Here is a 22,501-nt window from a genome sequence, read left to right on the forward strand (position 1 = left end):
CAGGTATACTTAACTGCAGCCGTCGGCGATGCGATTTTGATTGAGGCGATACACACGATTGCCCGCTTCGGGAGAGAAGCGGACGTATCTGTTCTGTACTATTTCACAGGTACAGGGCGGCAAAGGAGGATACCCTACGTCATCCGACGCGTCTGAGCGATAAGACATCAACACGACGAAAGTAAGATCAGCACGCTCTTATCATTAGAGCAAGCCACTCGCTTTCAAATACGCCCACCACGGGAACCCGACGGTAATATGAATAACAAATGTTAATAATGCGACAATCGTACCCGTTATCCACCAGGATTTTATATGATTATAGCCAGCCGCAAAAATAATTGGCCCTGCCGCGCCGTCATAATGGGTAATGCAGCCACCGGATGCAAATAAATAACGAATTTTCAGGATAGGGTTTGCTCACCAGACCAATGATCGCCGCAAGATAAATACTGGCCAGTACCCATGCCTCTTTTGATAGGCTGTCAGGCGGTGTTGTCATTAATGAAAGGCTGATAATGAAAGCGAGGAATAATAATTTAGCGCTCGCTTTAATTAATTCCTTCCTTTGACAATAGCAGAGGTCTCATTTAAAAATGAGACCTCTGCCAATTCAAAAAAACAGGTAATGAGAAGGCGAAAAACATGCCCGAAAATATTACCGTGCATGTTTTTTAGACGATTACATTGTTACCACGTCAATTCGCTGCGTTTCCGCTACTTGATACTCTGCCAGCGTATGGAAATTTAAGTAACGATAGGTCTCTTCACGGGTGTCATTGATTTTGTCCATATGCCAGTGATACTGCTCAACCGTCGGCATTTTTCCAAGCATGGCCGCGATGGCACTGAGCTCAGCCGACGCCAGGAAGACGTTTGCATCGGTACCAAGGCGGTGCGGGAAGTTGCGGGTGGATGTTGAAACAACGCTGCTCCCTTCCTTGACCCGGGCCTGGTTACCCATGCAGAGAGAACAGCCCGCCGGTTCGATGCGTGCGCCGGAACGGATGAACTTATTAAAATAACCTTCGCTTGAGAGCTGTTGGGCATCCATTTTGGTTGGTGGGGCAATCCACAGGCGGGCAGGGATCTCTTTTGAGTCGGCCAGCAGCTTCCCGGCGGCCCGGAAGTGACCAATGTTTGTCATGCAGGAGCCAATGAACACTTCTTGTACCGGTGTGCGCGCAACCTCAGACAGTAAACGGGCGTCATCCGGGTCATTGGGCGCACAAACGATCGGCTCCGTAATTTCAGCCAGGTCGATGTCAATAATTGCGGCGTACTCGGCATTTTCATCAGCGCTGAGTAATGACGGATTGGCCAGCCATGCTTCGATCTCTGCAATACGCTTTTCAAGGGTCGGCGCGTGCTGATAACCCTGGCTAATCATCCAGCGCAGCAATGTGGCATTGGAACGCAAATATTCGGCAACGTTTTCTTCTTCCAGGCGTAGCACACAGGCAGCCGCTGAGCGCTCTGCGGAGGCATCCGCCAGTTCAAAGGCCTGCTCAGCCTTCAACATGTGTAAACCTTCGATTTCCAGAATGCGACCGGAAAATATATTGCGTTTGTTTTTCTTCTCGGTGGTCAGCAACCCTTGTTTAATGGCGTAGTAAGGGATCGCGTGAACCAAATCGCGCAGGGTGATCCCTTTTTGCATTTCACCCTTAAAGCGGACCAGCACAGATTCCGGCATATCGAGCGGCATAATCCCCGTGGCGGCGGCAAAAGCAACCAGCCCGGAACCGCCCGGAAACGAAATCCCTAAGGGAAAGCGCGTATGTGAATCTGCGCCCGTACCGACGGTGTCCGGGATCAGCATACGGTTCAGCCATGAGTGGATAATTCCATCGCCGGGTTTCAGTGCAACGCCTTTTCTGCTGGTAATGAACTGCGGCAGTGTCTCATGCAAATTAACATCGACGGGTTTGGGATAGGCTGACGTATGGCAAAAAGACTGCATCACCAGATCGGCAGAAAACCCTAAGCATGCAAGGTCCGTCAGCTCATCACGTGTCATCCCGCCGGTGGTATCCTGCGATCCCACGGTGGTGATTTTAGGTTCACAATATTGCCCAGGACGAATACCTTCCACGCCGCACGCTCTGCCCACCATCTTCTGTGCCAGCGTAAACCCGGCTGAGGATGGCGCAGGCGCTTTGGCTTTCCTGAAAATGGACGCTGCCGGCAGGCCTAAAGAGGCCCTGGCTCTTGCCGTTAAGCTGCGGCCAATGATCAACGGGATGCGACCACCCGCCTGGACTTCATCCAGCAAGACGTCTGTTTTCAGTCTGAATGAGGCAATAAGCGTCTGATCGTTATGATGGCGAATCTCCCCTTTGTACGGATAAAGATCAATCAACATTCCTGTCGATAAACCGGAGACATCCACTTCAATGGGTAATGCGCCGGAGTCCTCCAGGGTATTGAAAAAGATCGGCGCAATTTTTCCGCCTAAGACAACGCCCCCGCTGCGTTTATTGGGGACAAAGGGAATATCCGTCCCGATATGCCAGAGGATGGAGTTTGTTGCGGATTTTCGTGAAGAGCCGGTCCCTACCACATCGCCAACGTAAGCAAGAGGATACTGGCGGGCTTTTAGTTCCCGGATCTGGGCGATTGGCCCGTATTGCCCCGGTTGGTCCGGGTTCACGCCTTCGCGGGCGGAACTCAGCATGGAGAGCGCATGCAGGGGAATGTCCGGACGTGACCACGCCTCAGGGGCTGGCGAAAGGTCATCGGTATTGGTTTCGCCGGGCACTTTAAAGACTGTCAGCGTGACTTTTTCCTCAAGCTTCGTGCGTTCGCTAAACCACTCGGCATTCGCCCATGACGCAATAACCGCTTTGGCATGCACATTCCCGTTACGGGCTTTTTGCTCGATATCGTTAAATTTTTCAAAGATAAGAATAGTGTGGCTGAGTTTATTCGCCGCTAACTGAGCCAGTTCACTATCGTCCAGCGAATCAATGAGCGGCTGAATGTTGTAGCCCCCCTGCATGGTTCCAAGAATAGTGATAGCGTCCTGCGGCGTGATACCGAATTCACTTGTTTTTGCTTTGATAATTTTATCAAGGAATTCTGCTTTCACTTTTGCAGCAGCATCAACGCCGGGAGAAACCTGGTTAATTAACAGGTTAATTAACGCCTCTCGATCCTCGCACCGTTTATTTTCAAGGAGGGCAATTAATTCTCTGACTTGTTGCGCGGTTAAGGGTTTAGCGGGTATTCCATTTTTTGCGCGCTCAGCGACATGCTTCTTATATTCTTCAAACATAAAATATCCTGACCTTATCATAAGGAAATTAAAAAATGTGCTATGGTGTTTTTACATCAAATAATCATGTTGCTATTTTTAATAGCCCTTCTCCAAATTCAGATATTCTTTCAAGACCATATTTCCACTCACCAAAACCTGATTCCGAATTAATATGGCCAGCGTCACCCATGTCGATAAGCTCACACCCCCAGCAGTCGGACCAGAATAGCGCGCGGTTGAAGGACATTAGCGGGTCATTACGACTGGCAAAGACAAGGCCCGGCACGTTCAGCTTTGATGCGGTGACGATCTCTTCAAGTTCAAACCAGGAAGGTTCCGCCGGTGCGACCATGACAATTCCGGCAATATTTGACGCCTGACGCTGAGCCTGATACCAAGAGGCAAGGGCACCAAAGCTATGCCCAATTAAAATAACGGGTAATTTGCACGTGGTTAATTCCCTGCGGATCGCGGCACACCAGTTTTCAATATCCGGCTGGATCCAGTTTCGTTGGCTTATTCTTTTCCAGCGAGGTAACTGGCGTGCCCAACAGGTTTGCCAGTGGTACTCGTCGCTATCCCTCAATCCTGGAACCAGAATAGTGGTAAAAACATCATCCAGTGCTAACAGGTGCGATATTGTCATGGTAAATTCCGTCAATCTTTCGTTTTCGCCCTCAGGCTGGAAAACGGGAAAGGAGCCAGGTTACGGCCAGCAGATCGGCGCTTCCTCCCGGACTTAAATTTCGGGCGATAAACGCCTTGTCCATATTAAAAAGAGCCTGCCTGAACCTGTTGCCGGTAAGATGTTTAATACGCAGAAGTCGGGCCGCATACCGCCTGGCATAGCGCAATCCATCAAGGCCGCCTCGCGAGAGGATATTGGTGTCAGGATTATGGGCAATTAAGGAAAGCAAAACCCGCAGCAAAGACTCCTCTGGTGAATAACCCGCCGTTATGGCTTTTTCCCATGCGGGTAAGCCGTAGTGCCTGACCGTCACAAATCCGCTTTCCGCTTCACCACGGGCGCCCGTGAAGCCATGATCCCGAAACAGTTGCTCACCTTTGGTCTTCGCATCGCCATGTTGTTTCAACTCACGGCTCACCATACCGGCGCAGATCAGACTCATTTCACGGCAGAGTGTGCTGCGATCGATCGCTTCGCCTTTGCCTTGCAGACGCCCGGCGGCGGAACAAAGCAGACCAAGCGAAAAGATCCCCCCTTTATGGGTGTTGATGCCCCCCGTCGCGCGAAACATGGCCTGCTCACAGGCAAGCCCGATAGGGCGGATAGCCCGAAGTGTCTGGCCGGGCTCCTGTCTGGCCGTCTGCATCCCTTTGGAGACAAACAACGCAAACCACGGGGCAATGGCCGCGATACTGGACATAAAGAGCTTCATATTCATATCCGTATGCGAACCATTGTTATGGCGGTCTACCAGCCCCGGTTTGGGGGTCAAAATCACTTCGCGGTACATCGCCTCTGCGGCGAGTTCAGCAACGTTAAGCCCCTCAACCAACGGTTCACTTCTGGTGGCAGAAATAGTCATTGATCCTGGCCTCCATGACAGTTTGCAGGGAATGAAGCGAATGGCGCCGCATGCGTGAACAGACATGTGCGGGTTCATCACAGATGAAGCAACGTCTTTTGTTTTCACCTACGGATTTACGGCTTAATAAGCCGTTCTCCGGGCAAAACACATCGATATCCCACAACCTGCCCAGAGGATGGCCCTCCTCAAGAAGGATGGTTGCCTTTTTGACCTGCGATGCAGGTGCATTAACGGACCAGAATGACTCCGGTCCGGTGATAAGCAGGCGAGCGTCGTGCCGGACGATCTCCCAGCCATTAGCGAGAATAAGCCCCGAAAGAGCCGCATTCGCCACCTCCATTACAGCCCTGGAGACCGGCGTGTCTTTGACCTCGCCCGGCCAGACCAGGGTCGTCGAAATGAGCGTCTGTCCCCACTGTGTTAACCAGCGCTGCTGTTGCTCTGCGCGGGCGTCTCTCGAGGCTAATAGCTGCGCTAATGAGACAGGTAAACACGCCGCGTCTGCCATCGCGTTCATTACTCTTTTACCTGCCGGACGACATCAATGACGCTTCCATCACGGTAACGAACAATGCCCACAATTTTGTCGGTAAATTCGATGGCTTTTGGGTGACCGCAGATTTCCAGAGCGCGCTGATGCAACGCCTCAATACTCAGTACAGGCAAACCTGCATCCACCAGCCGCTGATGAATGTCAGGACGTGAAGGGTTTACGGCAATACCATGATCGGTAACCAAAACATCAATGCTTTCGCCCGGCGTCACGCAGGTGGTTACCTGCTTCACCACCGTTGGAATTCGGCTACGGATAAGCGGAGCTACTACCACCGTCAGGTTTGCGGCGGCAGCCACATCACAGTGACCACCGGAGGCACCGCGCATCACGCCATCAGAGCCCGTCAGCACGTTAACGTTGAAATCAGTATCAATTTCAAGGGCGCTTAAAATCACGATGTCGACCTGGTCGCAGCATGCCGCTTTGGATGACGGATTCGCGTAAACGTTGGTGGAAATCTCAACATGGTTTGGGTTTCTGGCTAAAGAAGCGGCGGCGGCGCCGTCAAAACTCTGGGTATCCAGCAATTTGGCGATCAGCCCCTTTTCATGAAGATCCACAATGCTGCCGGTGATACCGCCTAAGGCAAAACTCGCCGTGATGTTTTTATTTTTCATGCGCGATTCTAAAAAGCGCGTACAGGCCGTTGATGCCGCGCCAGAACCGGTCTGAATGGAGAAACCCTGTTCGAAATAACCGGAGTGCTCGACCACATCCGCCGCCGAGCGCGCAATCATCAGCTCACGAGGATTGCTGGTTACACGGGCCGCACCGACACTGATTTTTGCCGGGTCGCCTACGCTGTCAATTTTTACGATGTAATCGACCTGGTCCTGAACAATGCTTGCGGGCATATAAGGGAAGGGCTCGATGGATTCGGTCAGCAGTACCACGCGTTTAGCGTACTGCGCATCGACCATCGCATAGCCGAGTGAGCCACAGCGTGATTTACCGCCGCTCCCACTCGCATTGCCATATTCATCAGCACATGAGACAGCGAGGAAGGCGACATCAATATTAATTTCACCTTTCTGGATGAGATTAACGCGACCGCCGTGCGAATGAATTTCTACCGGTTGCGCCATCAGACCATGCGAAATCGCATCGGCTAATTCCCCGCGCATGCCGGAGGTGTAAATTTTAGAAATAACACCGTTACGAATATGCTGAATTAAGGGGGCGTTACAGGTCATTAATGAACTGGATGCCAGGGTAATATTTTTCAGACCCAATGCAGCGAGTTTATCAACGACAAGGTTGATAACTTTATCGCCTTCACGAAAGGCATGATGAAATGAAATTGTCATCCCATCACGTAATTCGCAGCGGTCTATTATCTCGTCCAGACTGTCACAAAGTTTACGCTGGTGCTTTTGCCCGACATCTGCCAGATAAGGTGTGGTCGCGTTGGCATGGGTAAATGCCACATATTTTTTTGATTGCCCGACCTGTTCTTGTAAAGCTTCGATTAATTTCATCTTTATTATCCCGTCGATTAGTGGCGAATGCCTGATGCTTTTCTTCTCTCAAGAACGACCCTGGCGTGATTGATGATTGGCGCATCGATCATTTTGCCATTCAGAGAAATTACACCCAGCCCGCTACGTTCACCTTCTTCGGCGGCAGCGATGACGCGTTCTGCATAATCAACCTCTTCCTGGGTTGGCGCATAGGCGTTATGCAGCAACTCGATCTGCCGTGGATTAATTAAAGATTTACCGTTGAAGCCCATGCGACGAATTAAATCCACTTCTTTTAAGAAGCCTTCTTCGTCGTTCACATCGCCATAAACAACGTCAAACGCATCGATACCCGCGGCACGCGCCGCATGGAGAACCGCACAACGCGCATAAAACAGTTCAGTACCGTCTCCGCGTTCTGTCTGCATATCCATCACATAGTCAAATGCGGCTAACGCAATGCCCATCAGTCGCTCTGAGGAGCGGGCAATGGCAACAGCATTGATAACGCCAATTGCAGATTCGATAGCCGCCATCACCTGTGTGGAGCCAACCTCACGGCCACAGCTTTCCTCAATGCGCACAATTTCACGTTCAAGCTCATGAATATCTTCTGGTGTATCTGTTTTCGGCAAGCGAATAACATCGACCCCGGCGCGGACCGCCGCCTCAAGATCTTTTAAACCGAATGGGGTGTTTAATGGATTAATGCGTACCACCGTTTCAATATCTTTATACATGGGATGCTGGAGGGCGTTAAAAACCAATATACGAGCGCTGTCTTTCTCCCTTAACGAAACCGCATCTTCAAGGTCAAACATGATTGAATCCGGTTTATAAATAAACGCGGTCGATAACATAGAAGCGCTTGAGCCCGGTAAGAAAAGCATACTGCGGCGTAATTTTTTCATTGTAATTTCTCCCAGTTAATTTCATCGCTACAGGTTCCGCGCAGGATGGCGACTTGCATCCGGGAGCGGATAACACAATCCAGTGCGCCTTTATCATCAACAATGATTTGCCCGTGGGTGACATTGAATGCAGCCAGCGTTTCTTTGACAACCTGGGTAATTTGTTCGCCAAATTGCTTCATCACTTCGCTATTAATAACAATATCCAGCCCGCTGTCAGAAGGGCTAACTTTAACCATGAGGTCGCTCGATTCCAGCGTGCCCGCCAGAGCTGCCTGTATAATTTTCATGTTAGAGTCCTACGCTAATACTCATAAGATTCCCTGCCAGATGTTGTTCCGGCAAGTCAGGGTGATTTGCTTTTAGCCAGTTATATAAGTAAGGCATGGTGCTTTCGGGCACCATATTTCTTGCGACTGACAGTTTGTTCTTATTCAAGAGGGCGCGAACAGCCGATGCTGAGATTGGATAATTATTTTCATCGGTTTTTCTGTCGATTTCATGCACTTTAATGGCGGTGGAGGGAATGACCAATTCGTCTTCAAGCCAGTGGTGCATAGCCTGGTTATACTGGGCTGTAACTTTACAATATGGCTCAGTGCCAACGAAACGATGTGTAATACCCAGTGCGGGCGCAATATAACGTCGGAACATAATTAAATCGATCGCGGAATAGACATCATTCACCATCTGTTTCTCTTTTAAAAAATAGCTGGGAAAAGTGCCGCGAGAAATAATGTATCTGGAACCGGGATGTACCGTTACGTTAGTGAGATGTTTTACCCCGTCACGCACCATTGCAATGCGCTCAGTAAAGGAGAACTGTGATAAGTTTTCTTCCACAACAAATACATGCAGCCAGTCGCACGCACGGGCGGCCTGCTCGATAAGGAATTGGTGCCCTAACGTGAAGGGGTTGGCATTCATAACGATACCGCCAATATTGGCCGCCGGGACGAAAAATTCTGCGCGCAGTTTCTTACAGTAACGGTGGATGCCAACCGGGGTGTTTTCCATTAACGCGGCTTTGCCATCAAGGGTGGCTAAAGGAAAAAAGCCGCAACCACGGAAAGATTTAACGTTATCAGGGCAGGTTAAAAGGAACAGATGATGATCGCCGTTCTGGTTTGCCAGATTTTCCGCTTCGCGAATCAACTGTAATCCCAGCGATGTTCCGCGCCATTCAATATGCACAGCGATACATTTTAATGTATTACCCGCCAGGCCCGCACAGGCAATTAATTCTTTGCCCGCGCGCGCAATGACGAATTGCCCGACATCATCATCTATTCCTAATCCATTACTTTTCAGAAATGCGATAATCTCGTCTTTGAGAACACCGTTGCTAGTTTCAACCGTATCGAATTCTAGCGTTTTTTCGGCATACATCTAAATTTCTCCTGACCTGGTGTTCATCGATACTGAATGACGCGTGTGTTATGACAAGCGAATTAAAGGGCAAATGAATGGGATGGCGACGTCGACTCGACAATGGTATTGGTCAGCCTGCCTAATTTCTCGATAGCGACTTCGACACAATCACCTTCATGCATGAATAAAGGTGGATTGCGTTTTTTACCAACACCACCCGGTGACCCCGTAATAATGACATCGCCAGGGCTAAGCGTCGTGAAGGTGCTGATATAAGCAATGAGATCGGCGACTTTGTGAATCATGCTGGCTGTTGAATCATTCTGCACCAGCATGCCATTCAAATACGTCTGAATGGATAACGCGTGCGGATCGGGGATTTCATCAACGGTCGTCATGTAGGGCCCGAAAGCGCCGGTCTGACGCCAGTTTTTACCGGCAGTAAACCATGCGTGCTGCCAGTCGCGAACCGAACCGTCCATATAACAGCTATAGCCCGCCACATGGCTTAACGCATCGCTACGATTAATATTCTCGCCCGCTTTTCCGATGATGACGGCCAGTTCGCCTTCGTAATCAAATTCCTCAGTAAGATTCGGTTTGATGACCGGTCGTGCGTGGCCCGTCTGCGAATCCGGGAAGCGAATAAATAACGTTGGCGCGTTGTTGGTTTCGGAGAACTCCTTTCTTTTTTCTGCATAATTCATTCCCACGCAAAAAATTTTTCCAGGCTCCTCAATAACCGGTAAGAACGTAATATCTTTATCTGTAATATCCGCCGGGTAGTCAACATATTGCTGGGCGACATCGAGAGCATCCCATTGCAGGAGATCTTTTAATGTTGGATATTGCTGACCAATTTTTTGACCAAGGTCGATAATACCTGCTTCGGTATAAATACCGTAGCTTTTACGACCGTGATGAATGTAACTTGCAAGTTTCATAATGACACCTAATTCTGGCTTTTAAACTTTATTTACTCACGCCAGTTGATGGCGTGAGTGGTATATCGATTGCGATTATTTTGACGTTTCTGCAGGCACCAGATTCGCTTTCGCGCCTGAGGCAAGATGTGTTGCGACAATCATACCCAGCACCAGCAGAGCAATAATAAATGCGGTCATGCCTGCCCAGCCGGTTGAGTGGAAGACGAAACCGTTCAGGAAGCCAATAACAGAGCCGCCCATGTAGTAGAAGAATAAATAGAGGGCGACGGCCTGCCCGCGAGCATGTGTGGCGTTCTTACTTACCCAACTCAGACCGATGGAATGGCAACCGAAGAAGCATGCCGTAAAGATGACGGCACCCATGATAAAGATGATGACGTTAGAGGTTAGCGTCAGCAACATCCCCAAAGACATGATGGCGAACAACACGCGAAGCACATTCATGCTGCCATATTTCGCAGAGAACCGCCCGGCCTGTGGCGCCGTGAAAAAGCTTAACGCAAAGCTGAAAGAGAGCAGCCCGGCGTTGGCAGGGGAAATATGGAACGGCTCGCCCTTAAGGAAGAAAGCCAGATAATTGTAGAGAGAGGTGAAGGTACCAAAAATGATAAAGCTAATAACAAATGCCAGAGCGAGTTTTTTATTTTGAAAATGCGACGCGGCGCCCTTCACAACACGGAATACATTCAGAGTTTCCGTCGGTTTGAAGTTTTTGGAGGCGGGCAGAATAAAGTAAACCAGTAGCGCAACAACAATCAGGCTTGCCGCAAAACCGTAGAAAATCGTGTTTATAGAGATGTGTTCAATCAACTGGCTGGCTACGATACGGCCCGACATTCCACCCATTGAGTTGCCAAACACAAAGTAACCGGTTACCACGCCCGCAACGACCGGGGCCACTTCTTCGCTAATATAAGCCGTTGCCGCAGCGGCAATGCCGCTCAGCGCCAGGCCAATAACAGCACGTAACGCCACCAGCATCGCCCATGACTGGACCAGCGGGCACAGAATGGTGAGTAACCCACCCAGTAATAAGGAGACAATAATCAGGCGCTTACGGCCATAATGATCGGAAAGTGTACCCGTGAATAACAGACCAATGGCAAGCAGGGCGGTTTCTGCGGAAAGAATGATACTGACCTGACTGACCGGGACATCATATTCAACCGCGAGAACAGGTAACAACGGTTGAATGAAAAATAAAGATGCTAATTCAGCCAAACCTGACAGGGCTAAAGCAAAGATGACACGGATGTATTGACTCGCTGTGACATCGCCGGAACCGCCTGAAATATTTTTAACGTTCGTTATAGCCATAATATCCTCGACATTATTTTTCTGGTACAGAGCTTCTTAGCCATTACAGGCTAAAGGTATTAATCGGTAAAAATTCTAAAAGGCTGGCTGATGTTCAGATAACTTCCGCTAAAGCGATTTCCGGAACATAAACACTACCCTCAAACAATTTACGGGTCGTTCTGATTACAGCAGCACGGGTGTTTTCGATTTTATTTCCGTCTTTTAATAATGAGACTGTAATTTTTCCGCTTGGGTGTTCAATATTAACAATATTGGTAAATGCATCTTTCGGTTGGTCACTAATGATTTTCTGGGCAACAGAGCCATCAATGATGGTTGCTGTTGAAATACCAATAGATCCGGTAATAGCCAGTGATTTATGGCAATTATGCGGCATGAAATAGCGAACCTTAATCGTGCCGCCCGCCGTAGGTTTGCTCAGAAGCACAGGTTTGGGAATCACTTTGTCGCTGACATCGCCAAAACCCATGGCCTCGCCAGCCTTGCGACGGATTTTTTCAAGCCGTTGCATGAATGCCAGATCGGCTTCCAGCTCTGCGGGGGATTCACCACCGGTTTTATCCATCTGCTGTGCATCGATTAAGATCATCGGCATCGCCATATCAATGCAGGTGACTTCCACCCCTTCAAAAACATCCGTTGTGTTACCGGTCGGGAGTAATTTACCGGTTTTACAGCCTGCGGAATTGAGAAACGTTAAACCGACCGGCGCTGCCGCACCAGGCACGCCATCAATTTGCGTGTCACCCTCATAGCACACTTTGAAATCAGGGGTTTGCACTTCGGCGTCAACACATGTTCCGGTGTTGAGATTGCGGATGCGAACCGTGGTGACTGGGTTTTTTGCCGCAACCAGCCCTTTTTCAATGGCAAAGGGGCCAACCGCACATAACATATTTCCGCAGTTGGGCGTGGTATCCACACGGCGCTCTTTCACCATGACCTGGGCAAACAGATAGTCAATATCCGCATCCGGGCTCTCTGAACGGCTCACAATCGCCACTTTACTGGTTTGCGGGCTGCCGCCACCGATGCCATCAATTTCCAGCTCATGGCCCGCACCCATCAGCGCCAGCAGAACCGCATCACGTTCCTGAACATCGGTGGGCAAATCGCTTGCCAGAATAACGGGTCCCTTAGAAGTACCGCCGCGCATCAGTACGCAAGGTATGTTGAACATAGGTTTTCTCTTTCCACACATTAAATGATGCAGTAAGCGTCCCATATGCGGATAAATAACTCTAATGTCAAAAAACGAAGGATTAATGCGTTTTACACATTAATAAGCTGTCGGTTACGATGGTTTAATAGCGGGGTAAACGTGGGGGGATAAACATGCAGCATGAATTACAGGGTATTCAAGCTTTTGTTAAGATTGCGGAAATTGGTTGTTTCACAAGGGCGTCACAATTTTTACACATCTCCCAGCCGGCTTTAACAAGGCGAATAAAAAAGCTTGAGGAGAGTTTGGGCACAACGTTATTTGAGCGGTCGACCAGGCGAGTAAAACTGACCGCCGTCGGGCGAGATTTTCTGCCTAAGGCAAAGAATCTCATCGATTTTTATGAAAGCTCTATTCTCAGCATTAAAGAGATGGCAACGCATCAAACGGGGGTTATTACGCTCTCCTGTTTACCTACCGCCGCGTTCTATTTCTTGCCCTCCGTTATTCGTGATTACAATGAACATTACCCGAATATTCGCATCCGCATTCTTGAGCATAGTGCCAGCGACTGCCTCGAAGCCGTGCTTAATGGCGACGCAGATTTCGGCATAAATATGATAAACATCACACATCCCAATATAGAGTTTACCCCTCTGGTGAATGAACCTTTTGTTCTGGCCTGTAAACGCGATCATGAACTCGCCAAAAAATCGCTGGTGATGTGGGAAGATCTTGCCGGGCTCCGGCTTATCAGCGTCCGCAAATCGAGCGGCAACCGGCTTCTGATCGACCAGGCGCTCGAAGGGTTCGACTGGCAGCCGAACTGGTTTTATGAAGTCAGGCATCTCTCTACATCTCTCGGGATGGTGGAAGCGGGTCTGGGGGTTGCGGTTGTCCCCAGCCTGGCAATGCCTACCGATGAGCATCATGTGCTGGTTAGCCGTCCTCTTATCGAACCCGTTATCCGAAGAACGCTTGGCTTAGTGTTAAGAAGAGGGGATTCATTGAGCCCGGCGGCCGAGAAATTTCGCGAGATGTTGATGAAGTTATGGTCGCAGGATAAAACCAGCCCATGGATTGGTAAATTCAGTCATTAAGCGCAAGGGGAGTGGCTGCCGGGCATGGGAGTGTCAGAAACGGGTGTTTGCGAAGAGTAGCGATGCGGTGCTGCTCTTACGCGTCACGGACACCTTCATGTTGTAAAACACTGCGGTGTCCGTGACGTTATTGAGGATTCAGATGTTCGTTCTTATGCCCGGTCTGACTCACTGTGCCCTGGCGGGGATGAGCTTTCTTGCAAAATCTGCGTGGGTGCTTTCTCGCCGTACTGTTGTGCCAGGAAGCGTGAAGTGACTGACCACCTCATTAAGGATTTCGGTTCTGGCATTGAGATTATTGGCAGACGTCGTCACCTGTTGGACAAGTCCGGCATTTTGCTGTGTCACTCTGTCCAGCTCCGCAACCGCATGGTTGAGCTGTGAAATCCCCTTACTTTGTTCATCGGAGGCCAGTGCAATCTCGCCGATAAGCGTATTCACGCTGGCGACATTTCCTTTCACCTCTGTCATTGCCGCACCCGCAGCATCGGTAATCTCTTTGCCCTCATGCACCGAAACGATGGCTGATTTTATCAGGGCCTCGATTTCCCGTGCGGCCGTTGCGCTACGCTGGGCAAGGGAACGCACTTCTGTCGCCACCACAGCAAAACCGCGCCCCTGTTCACCCGCTCGCGCCGCTTCTACTGCTGCGTTAAGCGCAAGGATATTGGTCTGGAAAGCAATGCTATTGATGGTTGAGGTGAACTGGCGAATCTGCTCAGAGCCGTCCGCAATACGGTTCATGGTGCTGGCAAGATTCTCAACCAGTTCGCTGGCTTTTTCCGTCGTTTCTGCGGTCGTCACTGACAAGTCGCGAACCTGGCGGGCGTTATCCGCGTTATGGCTTACCGTTGAGGTTAACTCTTCCATACTCGTCGCCGCCTGCTCCAGAGACGCCGCCTGCCGTGTGGTGCGGTTTGCCAGGTCGCTATTGCCCGCCGCGATCTCACTTGCTTCGCGATGAAGCGCGTCACTGTTTTCGCTTATCGCGGTGACCGTCTTAAGGAGACTGTGCTGCATTTCCCGCACCAGGGGGATCATCTGGCCGACGCAGTTACGTCCAATATCTTTCGGCTCACGGGTAAGGTCACCCTGCGCAATAATCTGGAAGTATGAACGAATATCGCCAACCGGTTTAACCAGATGGATGACCAGATAACAGTCGCAGAAGAGGACCAGGCCGCCGAGCGCAAACAGCGCAATGAGCAACACTATATTCAGTCGCTTATCGTCAGATGAATTCAGCGCATTGTCGAAAACGGCATGCTGTGTCAGGTCTTTAATACGCGCCGTGACTTCTGTTTGCCAGTTAGCGGAGGTGTCCGATAACGCCTGGGACAGCGTTGTCCATTCCGGGCCCGCCGGGATTTCATTTTTAAGCGCCTGTTTTTCAGCGTCTGTGCCATGTTGTAAAACCAGTGTGGCGTGGGCGAGGAAAAGAGCCTGTTGTGTCTGCGCCGCATTCTGCTCGGTGTTCTTGTTCATGTTGTGCGCTGTGTAAGCGGCATAACCGCCTGTGGCGGCGATTAGTGCAAATGCCGTGAGCAGGATGCACAGGACAACGCGGCGGATGGTGAAGTTTTTTAATGAGTTCATAGTCGCGCTCTGTTTTAGAGAGGTGGCATAGGGCGTAAACGGCACGCAATGTAAATCGCTCGATATTTGATAGTGTGCGATTTAAATGGAGTCTAGCAGGAGTGCTGATAAATAAATACAGGGGAGAAAGAAATAATTTTGCAAAGAAACTATATACATTTTGCATCCGATAACCGTGGTGCAAAATGCCCGTTGTTTTTTATAGGAATATGCAAAACGTACAAACTTTAATCGTTTGATCCTTGCTCAACGATAGGCGTTACTGTGGTAACGGAGGCGATCGGCCTCCTCTCGCTTTTCTGTTGGCGATGCCTGTCCTGGGCCAGACATCGCCGCTGCGTTTACTGCTCTATCACCAACACCACTTTCCCGATATGCGCGCTGGCATCCAGCATTCGGTGTGCTTCGCTTGCCTCGGTCAGTGGAAAGGTTTTAAAGACTTGCGGCTTCACCGACCTGGTTTCAATTAACGGCAACACGTTTTCGGTGAGCGCATCAATCAGCTCGGCTTTTTCCGCTGGGGTACGTGAACGCAGCGTGGAGCCCAGATGCGTGAGCCGTTTGCTGAGCATCGGGAACAAATCAACCTCTTTAGCCACGCCGCCAATCACGCCAATTTGCACAATGCGACCGTTCATCGCAGCGGCGGCATAATTACGGGCAACGTAATCACCAGCCACAATGTCGAGAATAATATCCGCGCCATGCCCGTCGGTCTCACGATGAACGGCATCCACAAAATCCTCCTCTTTATAGAGGATGGCGGCATCCGCCCCCAGTTTCAGGCTGGCCTGACGATGCGCTTCTGAGCCAACCGTGGTGATGATTTTTGCGGCGCAAAAGGCTTTTGCCAGCATGGTCGCCGTCGTGCCAATACCGGATGCGCCGCCATGAATCAGGATAATATCGCCAGCTTTAAACTGACCGCGCTGGAACATATTGAGCCAGACCGTCATAAACGTTTCGGGTAACGCGGCAGCTTCGGTCAGGCTAAGTTCAGGCGGTAAGGGCAGGATATTGATTTCATCCGCCACGCAGTATTGCGCATAGCCACCGCCTGGGATCAGCGCGGCCACATGATCGCCCGGCTTAACGCGGTGTACTTTGCTACCGATGGCTACGACCACACCGGAAACCTCCAGTCCGGGGATATCTGATGCGCCAGGCGGTGGTGCATATTGCCCTTTGCGTTGCATCACATCAGGACCGTTGACGCCCGCCGCGGCAATCTGAATCAGCACTTCATTCTCTTTAGGGCGCGGTACCGGGCGCGTTGTTGGTTTCAGCACCTCCGGACCACCGGGCTTTGTAATTTCGATGGCAGTCATGGTGTCGGGGATCACGTTCGTTTGTTCAGACATATTATCTCCTCAGTCCGCGCGTTTTAGCGATGCGACGGCGTTGATGTACTGATTAAAAGATGGGCGCACAGCGCCGTAACGGCAAAGAGTGCCCCGGTCAGCGCCAGCCCGTGCCAGCCGAGTGAAGCTGATGTGGTGGCCGCAACCGCCGTTCCCGTTGCGCCGCCAAGAAAATAGCTGGTCATAAACAGGGTATTAAGGCGGCTACGCGCGGTGGCCGAAAGCGCGGTAATACGACTTTGATTCGCCACCAGGCCCGCACGGTTACCGATATCGATCATCGCCATTGCCACGATGAGTAACCACAGATGTGAAGCGCCGACGCCTACCAGCGCAAAAGCCGCCACTAACAGCAGTGCGCCAGCGAAAAGCATCTTGCCGGAACCCACGCGGTCGACCGCGCGGCCAATCGCCGGGGAAGCCAGCAGACCGGCGATTGCGACGAAACCAAATGCCCCCACGGCGTCCGGGCCAAATTCATACGGCGGGCGCGCCATCAACATAGCGAGCGTAGACCATAATGCGGAGAAGGCGGCAAACATCAGAAATCCCGTAGCGCAGGCGGCGCGAACGGTGGGTTCATCTTTAAACAGTGCCCACAGTGATGACAGCAAGGCGGTATAGGGGAGTGATGTAGCCTGCGCGGTTGACGGAAAGCGGAGGATAATCACCACCATCACCAGTACATCGATGGCGACGGCCAGCAAAAACATCATACGCCAGCCCTCACTGGCACCGACAAAACCACTTAAGGTGCGGGCAAACAGTAAACCTGCTGAGAGGCCGCTCAACAGCGTGCCTACCACCCGTCCGCGTATGGTCGGATCGACCAGACCCGACATGGTGGGGATAATAATTTGTGCGCTCACGGCACTGGCGCCGACGGCAAAGCTGGCAACTTTTAACAGGTTAAAATTGGGTGCGACGCCCACCGCCAGCAGGCTGACCATATTGCATGCCAGCAGCGCGATGATGAGTCGTTTACGATCGACCCGATCGCCGAGTGGAACCAGCAGGAACAGGCCGCTGGCATAACCGAGTTGCGTCAACATGGCAATCTGGCCCGCCTGCGCATCGGAGCGCCCGAAGGTAGCCCCCATGCTGGCGAGTAGCGGCTGGTTGTAATAAAGCGTTGAAACTGCAAAGGCGCAGGCCAGAGCCATCAGAAAAACGGTGGTGGCTGAGAGCGGCGCTGACGATGAAGAAGAGGTAACCATGGTGGCATCAATCCCGTATCAAGAGTTGCCACTACTCTATACGGCACGATGCAGGATGATAACGCCGTTTCAGACGCAACATCTTTGCACATTATGCAAAGATGAGGTTCAGGGTTCCCAGACAGGAGGTGTGCCGATGGCCTGGCAAAGTGCCGCATTAAAGGCGCGGACTTTGGCACCGGGCTGTGGCAGCGCGCGCAGCAGATGAATGCGCGACGGGGCTGCATTCCAGGGTTCGCCGTCGAGCGAAAGACGCGTGAGTGCGCCCGCTTTCACATCCTGGCCGACAATCCAGGTGGGCAGAAAGGCGATGCCCATGTCCGCCAGTGCCGCGCTGCGTAAGGCTTCAAAATCATCGCAGCGAAAGAACACCCCGGCACGTTGCGCTTCGCTGTGCGAAAAATCGGGGATCTCCTTCCATCCCAGCAGGTCGGTGCCGTGCAGTTTATCGAGCAGGCGGTGCGTGACCAGTTCGCCGGCGTTGACCGGCTGGCCTGCACGCGCAAGGTAAGCGGGGCTTGCCACCAGCAGGCGTGTCAGCGGCGTGAGCGTCATGGCGATAAGCGTGCTGTCCGGCAGGTCGCCCATGCGAATCATCACGTCCAGCCGCTCTGTGACCGGATTGTAAAGCCTTTCGGTGAGATCGAGTTCAACGCGCAGCGCCGGGTGTTCCGCTTCCAGCGCAGCGATGACCGGCAGAACGTACCGCTTACCAAAAGAGGGCAGGCACGCGATGCGCAGGGTGCCGGACACGGAAATATCAAATGCTGAGACCTCCGCGTGAACATCAGCCAGCTCATCAAGCAGGCGCAGCGCCCGCTGGTAGAGTTTTTGCCCCGAATCTGTCAGCGTCAGTGAGCGCGTTGAGCGAATAAACAACGCGACACCCAGCTCATGTTCCAGCGCATCAATTTGCCGCACCACGGCAGACGGGGTTTGTGCACGCTTACGCGCAGCAGCGGAAAAGCTGCCGCTGCGCACGACATCGGCGAAGACAGAGAGATACTCGGCAAAATTGGGCGTTATCATCTTTGCGCATTTCGCAAAATTATTCACAATACGCACAACATATCACGCTGCGTGCCGATGTGCTCGTTGCCTTACTGTTCGATGAATGACTGTTGCTCACCCGCGCAGGTTTTTTTGCCTGTTACCCATGCCACCCCCATCGCCACGGCCAGCAGTAAGAGCAACAGAGGGGGAAAACCGCCTGTTCCAGTGTGTTGTAACACGATGCCACCCAGCACGCCGCCGCCAGCAATCGCCAGGTTCCACACCGTTACCAGCATCGACTGCGCGATGTCTGTCGCCGCTTTGGCGCGGATCACCATCGCGGTCTGAAACAGGGTGGCGGCCCCACCAAACGCCAGCCCCCACAGCGTCACCGCGACCCAGACCGTGGAGGCACTGGTCGCATTCAGTTGCAGTAGCAGGGCGGCCAGCATAAACAGACCAACGCTCAGCACGGTGAGTCGGTGCAGGTGGCGGTCAATCAGCACCCCCGTTACCGCGATACTCGCCAGTGAACACAGACCAAACAGTAACAGGACAGCATCCGTTCTTGCCGTTAACCCTGCGGGGGCCAGAAACGGCGAAATATAGGTGTAGAGCAGGTTATGCGCCAGTACGAAACAGAGCACCAGCAGCAGGACGCCGCCCACGCCGGGCAGTTGTGCGACGCGGCGTAGCGATAAGCGCTGTTGTACGGCTGCCGCGCCATGATCCGGGGCGCTCAGACGCAGAACGATGATCAACAGCAACGACATTACGCTAAGCATCGCAAAACAGAGTCGCCAGCCAATCAGGTTACCCACGAAAGTGCCGATGGGCACGCCAATGGAGAGCGCCAGCGGTGTGCCTGCCATGGCAATGGCGATCGCTTTTCCCCTTTTATGGACGGGGGCCATCGAGGCGGCGAACCCCGCCAGCAGCGCCCACAGAATACCGGCTGCGATGCCAGCGATACCGCGCGCAGCGAGCAGCAGCCAATAATCGGTGGCAAACGCGGTGACGGTATTTGCCAGCGTGAACCCGGCGAGCGTCAGCAACAGCAGGCGGCGGCGTCGCCACCCCTGCAGTAACGACATCAGCGGGATGGCGGCGATAAACGAGCCGATGGCATAGACCGTCACGCTTTGCCCGGCCGCCGCGGGCGTGATGGAGAGATCGTCTGCCATGAGCGTCAGCAACCCGGCAGGCAGCGTTTCGGTGACAATAGTGACAAATGCCGCCATCCCCAGCGCCAGCAGCGGCAAAATGGGCAGTCGTTCCGCACCTGTCATGATGCCTCCCGCAGGCCGTGGTAGACCGCATCGCGCAGATCATTCACAAACTGTCCCGACATGCCTTCATACAGCGTATTGCTAAAGGCCACTACGCTGAGTGCCTGCTTCTGGTCGACAAACCAGGCGTGGCCGTAGGCGCCACCCCAGCGCCAGGTGCCGGGGGATTCCGGTGAGGCGGCGAGTTGTGGATCGCGAAGAACGGAAAAGCCCAGTCCAAAGCCCACGCCGGGGGCGTCCGGGAGTTCATGTGGCGCAATCTGATCGCGGCCCATTTCCGCTACCCATTCGGGGGCCAGCAGGGAACCACCACCGCTGCGCAACGTTTCAAGCAGGCGCATCACATCGCCCACGGTGCCGACCATTCCCGCCCCGCCCGACGGGTATGCCTGGCTGTTGTAGACCCGTGACGGGCTGTAGCAGATACCCACGGTGTTCTCAAAAGGGGCTGCAAACTCACCCTCTTGCAGGCGGTGCGGCTCCGGCTGGTCATTCACATAGGCGGTGGCGACCTCTTGTTGTGGGGCTAGCGCGAAGGCGGTGTTGTGCATGGCCAGCGGCCCGGTAACCAGCGTTTTTATCGCCACATCCAGCGGTTGTCCTTGTACCTGCTCAATCACCGCCCCCAGCACATCGATGGCCAGCGAATAACACCACGCGGTTCCCGGCGCATATAGCAGAGGGACCGTGGCGATACGACGGACGTTTTCGTTAAGCGTTACCCCGGAAGCATCCATCCCATCAGAAACCCCCGCGCGGGCGTAGGGGCCGTTCGCATCCTTTTCAAGGAAGCGGTAACCCAGACCGGCGCTGTGGCTCATTAACTGGCGCAGCGTGATGGTGGCCTGGCCGCCATTCGGCAGGGGCGGGGTAAAGTCAGGCAGGTAGCGGGTGATGGCCTCATCAAGATGCAATTTCCCCTGCTGCACCAGCACCATCGCGGCGGTGGTCACGATAGGTTTACTGACCGACGCAAGACGAAAACGGGTATTCAGCGTCATCGGGCGCTGCGTTTCCCGGTCGGCGTAGCCTGCCGCCTGGTGATAAAGCGTTTGCCCACGGTGCGCGACCATGACTTCCACCCCCACCAGGCGGCGCTCATGCAGTGCCTGACGGACAACGCGTTGAATGAAATCGTGCATATATTCTCTCCTCAGTGTTCAACGTTTCCACAGTAGAAGCTTCGCGATTGCGGAAAAAGAGGGGTATATTTCATGACACTGCGGATATAAATGTCCGTAATAGCGGGGGCGTATGGAAAGTCTTAATGGGTTTGTGGTGTTTGTGCAGGTGGCGGAAATGCGCAGCTTTGTGGCCGCCGGGCGTAACCTTGGCGTGTCGGCCTCGGCGGTCGGCAAGAGCATCGCCCGTCTGGAAGATAAGCTCGGTGTACGGTTGTTTCACCGCAGCACGCGCAGTATCACGCTGACGGCAGAAGGGCATTTACTGCTGGAGCGCAGCCGACGCATCCTCGCGGAAATCGAGGCCGCACAGCAGGAACTCACCCAGGCGGCGGAGCACCCGGTCGGACGTTTGCGACTCAGCTTGCCGCTGGTGGGCTCGCTGGTACTACCTGTACTGGGTGATTTTATGCGCCAGTACCCGCAGATCCAGTTGGATCTGGAATTTACTGACCGCATGGTGGATGTGATTGCCGAAGGCTATGACGCCGTGCTGCGCATCGGCCCGCCAGCGGATTCACGGCTTTCTGCCCGCAAATTGGGCCACTTTCGTACCGTGGTCGTGGCATCGCCGGAGTATCTGGCCCGCTGTGGTGAACCGCAAACTCCTGCGGATCTTACACACCATGCCTGCCTGCAATACCGTTTTCCCTCAAGCGGCAAACTGGAGCGCTGGGTGATGCGTGGCAACGAGACGGAAAACGAACTCGCGCTTCCGGCGACCATGGTATGCAATAACATTGAAACCCGCGTCTGTTTCGCGCTACGTGGGCTGGGCATTGCCTGGTTACCTGACTTCGCCATTCGTGAAGCGCTGGAAGAGGGGGCGCTGCGGGAAGTCCTGGCCGATTACGCCAGCCACACCGGCGTGGTACATCTTCTGTGGCCTGCCAGTAAACATCCCTCGCCAAAGCTACGTGTACTGATCGATTTTCTTAGCGCGCGGATCTTCCCTCCAGCAAAGTAAGAAGCGTCATCAAGTCAAAAAGAGCCACAGCCGTGCGCTGAGTACGGTTTGGGGGCTGAGGAATCCCCCACAAAAATGCGAGCACGATCGGTCCCCTCTCCTCTTTGGGGAGAGGGTTAGGGTGAGGGGGGAAATGCGGCTCTGATGGTCATTCCGTTCACCTTATGTTCCTTGCTTTTCTGTCGCGACAGAACCCGTGAACGTGCCAGGGTGGCTCACCGCCACCACCCTGGCGACCCGGGCTCCCGGCCAGGAAAA

Annotated in this window: 20 protein-coding genes and 1 pseudogene; 2 read left to right on the top strand and 19 right to left on the bottom strand. The window is 52.8% G+C overall.

Annotation, left to right across the window (positions count from 1 at the left end; all coding sequences use genetic code 11):
* Positions 1–204: 204 nt before the first annotated feature.
* The 13 genes and pseudogenes from ABU190_RS24950 to ABU190_RS25010 form a co-directional block, all read right to left on the bottom strand.
* Positions 205–393, bottom strand: a pseudogene (locus ABU190_RS24950) (anion permease); the annotation flags it as partial.
* The gene (locus tag ABU190_RS24955; RefSeq protein ID WP_354692661.1) at positions 359–502 is read right to left on the bottom strand and encodes a hypothetical protein; all 144 of its coding nucleotides are present in this window, start codon (positions 500–502) and stop codon (positions 359–361) included. The pseudogene ABU190_RS24950 and the gene ABU190_RS24955, both read right to left, overlap by 35 nt.
* A gap of 180 nt (positions 503–682) precedes the next feature.
* Positions 683–3,277 carry a bifunctional aconitate hydratase 2/2-methylisocitrate dehydratase gene (gene acnB / locus ABU190_RS24960; RefSeq protein WP_354692662.1) on the bottom strand — a complete coding sequence of 865 codons (2,595 nt, stop codon included), beginning with the start codon at positions 3,275–3,277 and terminating at the stop codon, positions 683–685.
* A 64-nt stretch (positions 3,278–3,341) separates the two neighbouring features.
* Positions 3,342–3,905 carry an alpha/beta hydrolase gene (locus ABU190_RS24965; RefSeq protein ID WP_354692663.1) on the bottom strand — a complete coding sequence of 188 codons (564 nt, stop codon included), beginning with the start codon at positions 3,903–3,905 and terminating at the stop codon, positions 3,342–3,344.
* 31 nt (positions 3,906–3,936) lie between these two features.
* Entirely contained in the window at positions 3,937–4,809 is an 873-nt protein-coding gene (gene citG, locus ABU190_RS24970) for a triphosphoribosyl-dephospho-CoA synthase CitG (RefSeq protein WP_354692664.1), read from the bottom strand.
* Complete coding sequence (citX, locus tag ABU190_RS24975) at positions 4,784–5,329, bottom strand: citrate lyase holo-[acyl-carrier protein] synthase (RefSeq protein WP_354692665.1); 546 nt, start codon at positions 5,327–5,329, stop codon at positions 4,784–4,786. Before citX ends, citG begins: the two co-directional genes overlap by 26 nt.
* Complete coding sequence (gene citF, locus ABU190_RS24980; protein WP_354692666.1) at positions 5,329–6,846, bottom strand: citrate lyase subunit alpha; 1,518 nt, start codon at positions 6,844–6,846, stop codon at positions 5,329–5,331. Before citF ends, citX begins: the two co-directional genes overlap by 1 nt.
* Positions 6,847–6,863: 17 nt before the next feature.
* Positions 6,864–7,739: a citrate (pro-3S)-lyase subunit beta gene (gene citE / locus ABU190_RS24985; RefSeq protein ID WP_041852328.1), complete on the bottom strand. Its 876-nt coding sequence runs from the start codon at positions 7,737–7,739 to the stop codon at positions 6,864–6,866.
* The gene (citD, locus tag ABU190_RS24990; RefSeq protein ID WP_354692667.1) at positions 7,736–8,029 is read right to left on the bottom strand and encodes a citrate lyase acyl carrier protein; all 294 of its coding nucleotides are present in this window, start codon (positions 8,027–8,029) and stop codon (positions 7,736–7,738) included. Before citD ends, citE begins: the two co-directional genes overlap by 4 nt.
* A 1-nt stretch (position 8,030) precedes the next feature.
* Positions 8,031–9,128 carry a [citrate (pro-3S)-lyase] ligase gene (gene citC, locus ABU190_RS24995; protein WP_354692668.1) on the bottom strand — a complete coding sequence of 366 codons (1,098 nt, stop codon included), beginning with the start codon at positions 9,126–9,128 and terminating at the stop codon, positions 8,031–8,033.
* Between the two features lie 62 nt (positions 9,129–9,190).
* Positions 9,191–10,054: a fumarylacetoacetate hydrolase family protein gene (locus ABU190_RS25000; protein WP_354692669.1), complete on the bottom strand. Its 864-nt coding sequence runs from the start codon at positions 10,052–10,054 to the stop codon at positions 9,191–9,193.
* A gap of 75 nt (positions 10,055–10,129) precedes the next feature.
* Positions 10,130–11,374 carry an MFS transporter gene (locus tag ABU190_RS25005; protein WP_354692670.1) on the bottom strand — a complete coding sequence of 415 codons (1,245 nt, stop codon included), beginning with the start codon at positions 11,372–11,374 and terminating at the stop codon, positions 10,130–10,132.
* A 94-nt stretch (positions 11,375–11,468) separates the two neighbouring features.
* Positions 11,469–12,557: a 4-oxalomesaconate tautomerase gene (locus ABU190_RS25010; RefSeq protein WP_354692671.1), complete on the bottom strand. Its 1,089-nt coding sequence runs from the start codon at positions 12,555–12,557 to the stop codon at positions 11,469–11,471.
* A gap of 155 nt (positions 12,558–12,712) precedes the next feature.
* Between ABU190_RS25010 and ABU190_RS25015 the strand changes: the two genes are divergently transcribed.
* Positions 12,713–13,639 (top strand): LysR family transcriptional regulator, encoded by a 927-nt coding sequence (locus ABU190_RS25015; RefSeq protein WP_354692672.1) that lies wholly within the window; start codon positions 12,713–12,715, stop codon positions 13,637–13,639.
* A gap of 168 nt (positions 13,640–13,807) precedes the next feature.
* Here ABU190_RS25015 and ABU190_RS25020 read toward each other — a convergent pair whose 3' ends face one another.
* The 6 genes from ABU190_RS25020 to ABU190_RS25045 form a co-directional block, all read right to left on the bottom strand.
* Positions 13,808–15,235: a methyl-accepting chemotaxis protein gene (locus ABU190_RS25020; protein ID WP_354692673.1), complete on the bottom strand. Its 1,428-nt coding sequence runs from the start codon at positions 15,233–15,235 to the stop codon at positions 13,808–13,810.
* Positions 15,236–15,576: 341 nt separating this feature from the next.
* The gene (locus tag ABU190_RS25025; RefSeq protein ID WP_354692674.1) at positions 15,577–16,596 is read right to left on the bottom strand and encodes an NAD(P)H-quinone oxidoreductase; all 1,020 of its coding nucleotides are present in this window, start codon (positions 16,594–16,596) and stop codon (positions 15,577–15,579) included.
* A 23-nt stretch (positions 16,597–16,619) separates the two neighbouring features.
* Positions 16,620–17,813, bottom strand: coding sequence for an MFS transporter (locus ABU190_RS25030; RefSeq protein WP_354692675.1), 1,194 nt, complete (start codon positions 17,811–17,813; stop codon positions 16,620–16,622).
* A gap of 108 nt (positions 17,814–17,921) precedes the next feature.
* The gene (locus tag ABU190_RS25035; RefSeq protein WP_354692676.1) at positions 17,922–18,842 is read right to left on the bottom strand and encodes a LysR family transcriptional regulator; all 921 of its coding nucleotides are present in this window, start codon (positions 18,840–18,842) and stop codon (positions 17,922–17,924) included.
* Positions 18,843–18,913: 71 nt separating this feature from the next.
* On the bottom strand, positions 18,914–20,095 hold the full coding sequence (locus tag ABU190_RS25040; protein WP_354692677.1) for an MFS transporter: 1,182 nt from the start codon (positions 20,093–20,095) through the stop codon (positions 18,914–18,916).
* Positions 20,092–21,237 (bottom strand): serine hydrolase domain-containing protein, encoded by a 1,146-nt coding sequence (locus tag ABU190_RS25045; protein WP_354692678.1) that lies wholly within the window; start codon positions 21,235–21,237, stop codon positions 20,092–20,094. Before ABU190_RS25045 ends, ABU190_RS25040 begins: the two co-directional genes overlap by 4 nt.
* Before the next feature lie 112 nt (positions 21,238–21,349).
* Here ABU190_RS25045 and ABU190_RS25050 point away from each other — a divergent pair, with 112 nt between their 5' ends.
* Positions 21,350–22,243 (top strand): LysR family transcriptional regulator, encoded by an 894-nt coding sequence (locus ABU190_RS25050; RefSeq protein ID WP_354692679.1) that lies wholly within the window; start codon positions 21,350–21,352, stop codon positions 22,241–22,243.
* Positions 22,244–22,501 lie beyond the last annotated feature (258 nt).

It is taken from the genome of Phytobacter sp. RSE-02 (genome assembly GCF_040578655.1).
Classification (GTDB): domain Bacteria; phylum Pseudomonadota; class Gammaproteobacteria; order Enterobacterales; family Enterobacteriaceae; genus Phytobacter; species Phytobacter diazotrophicus.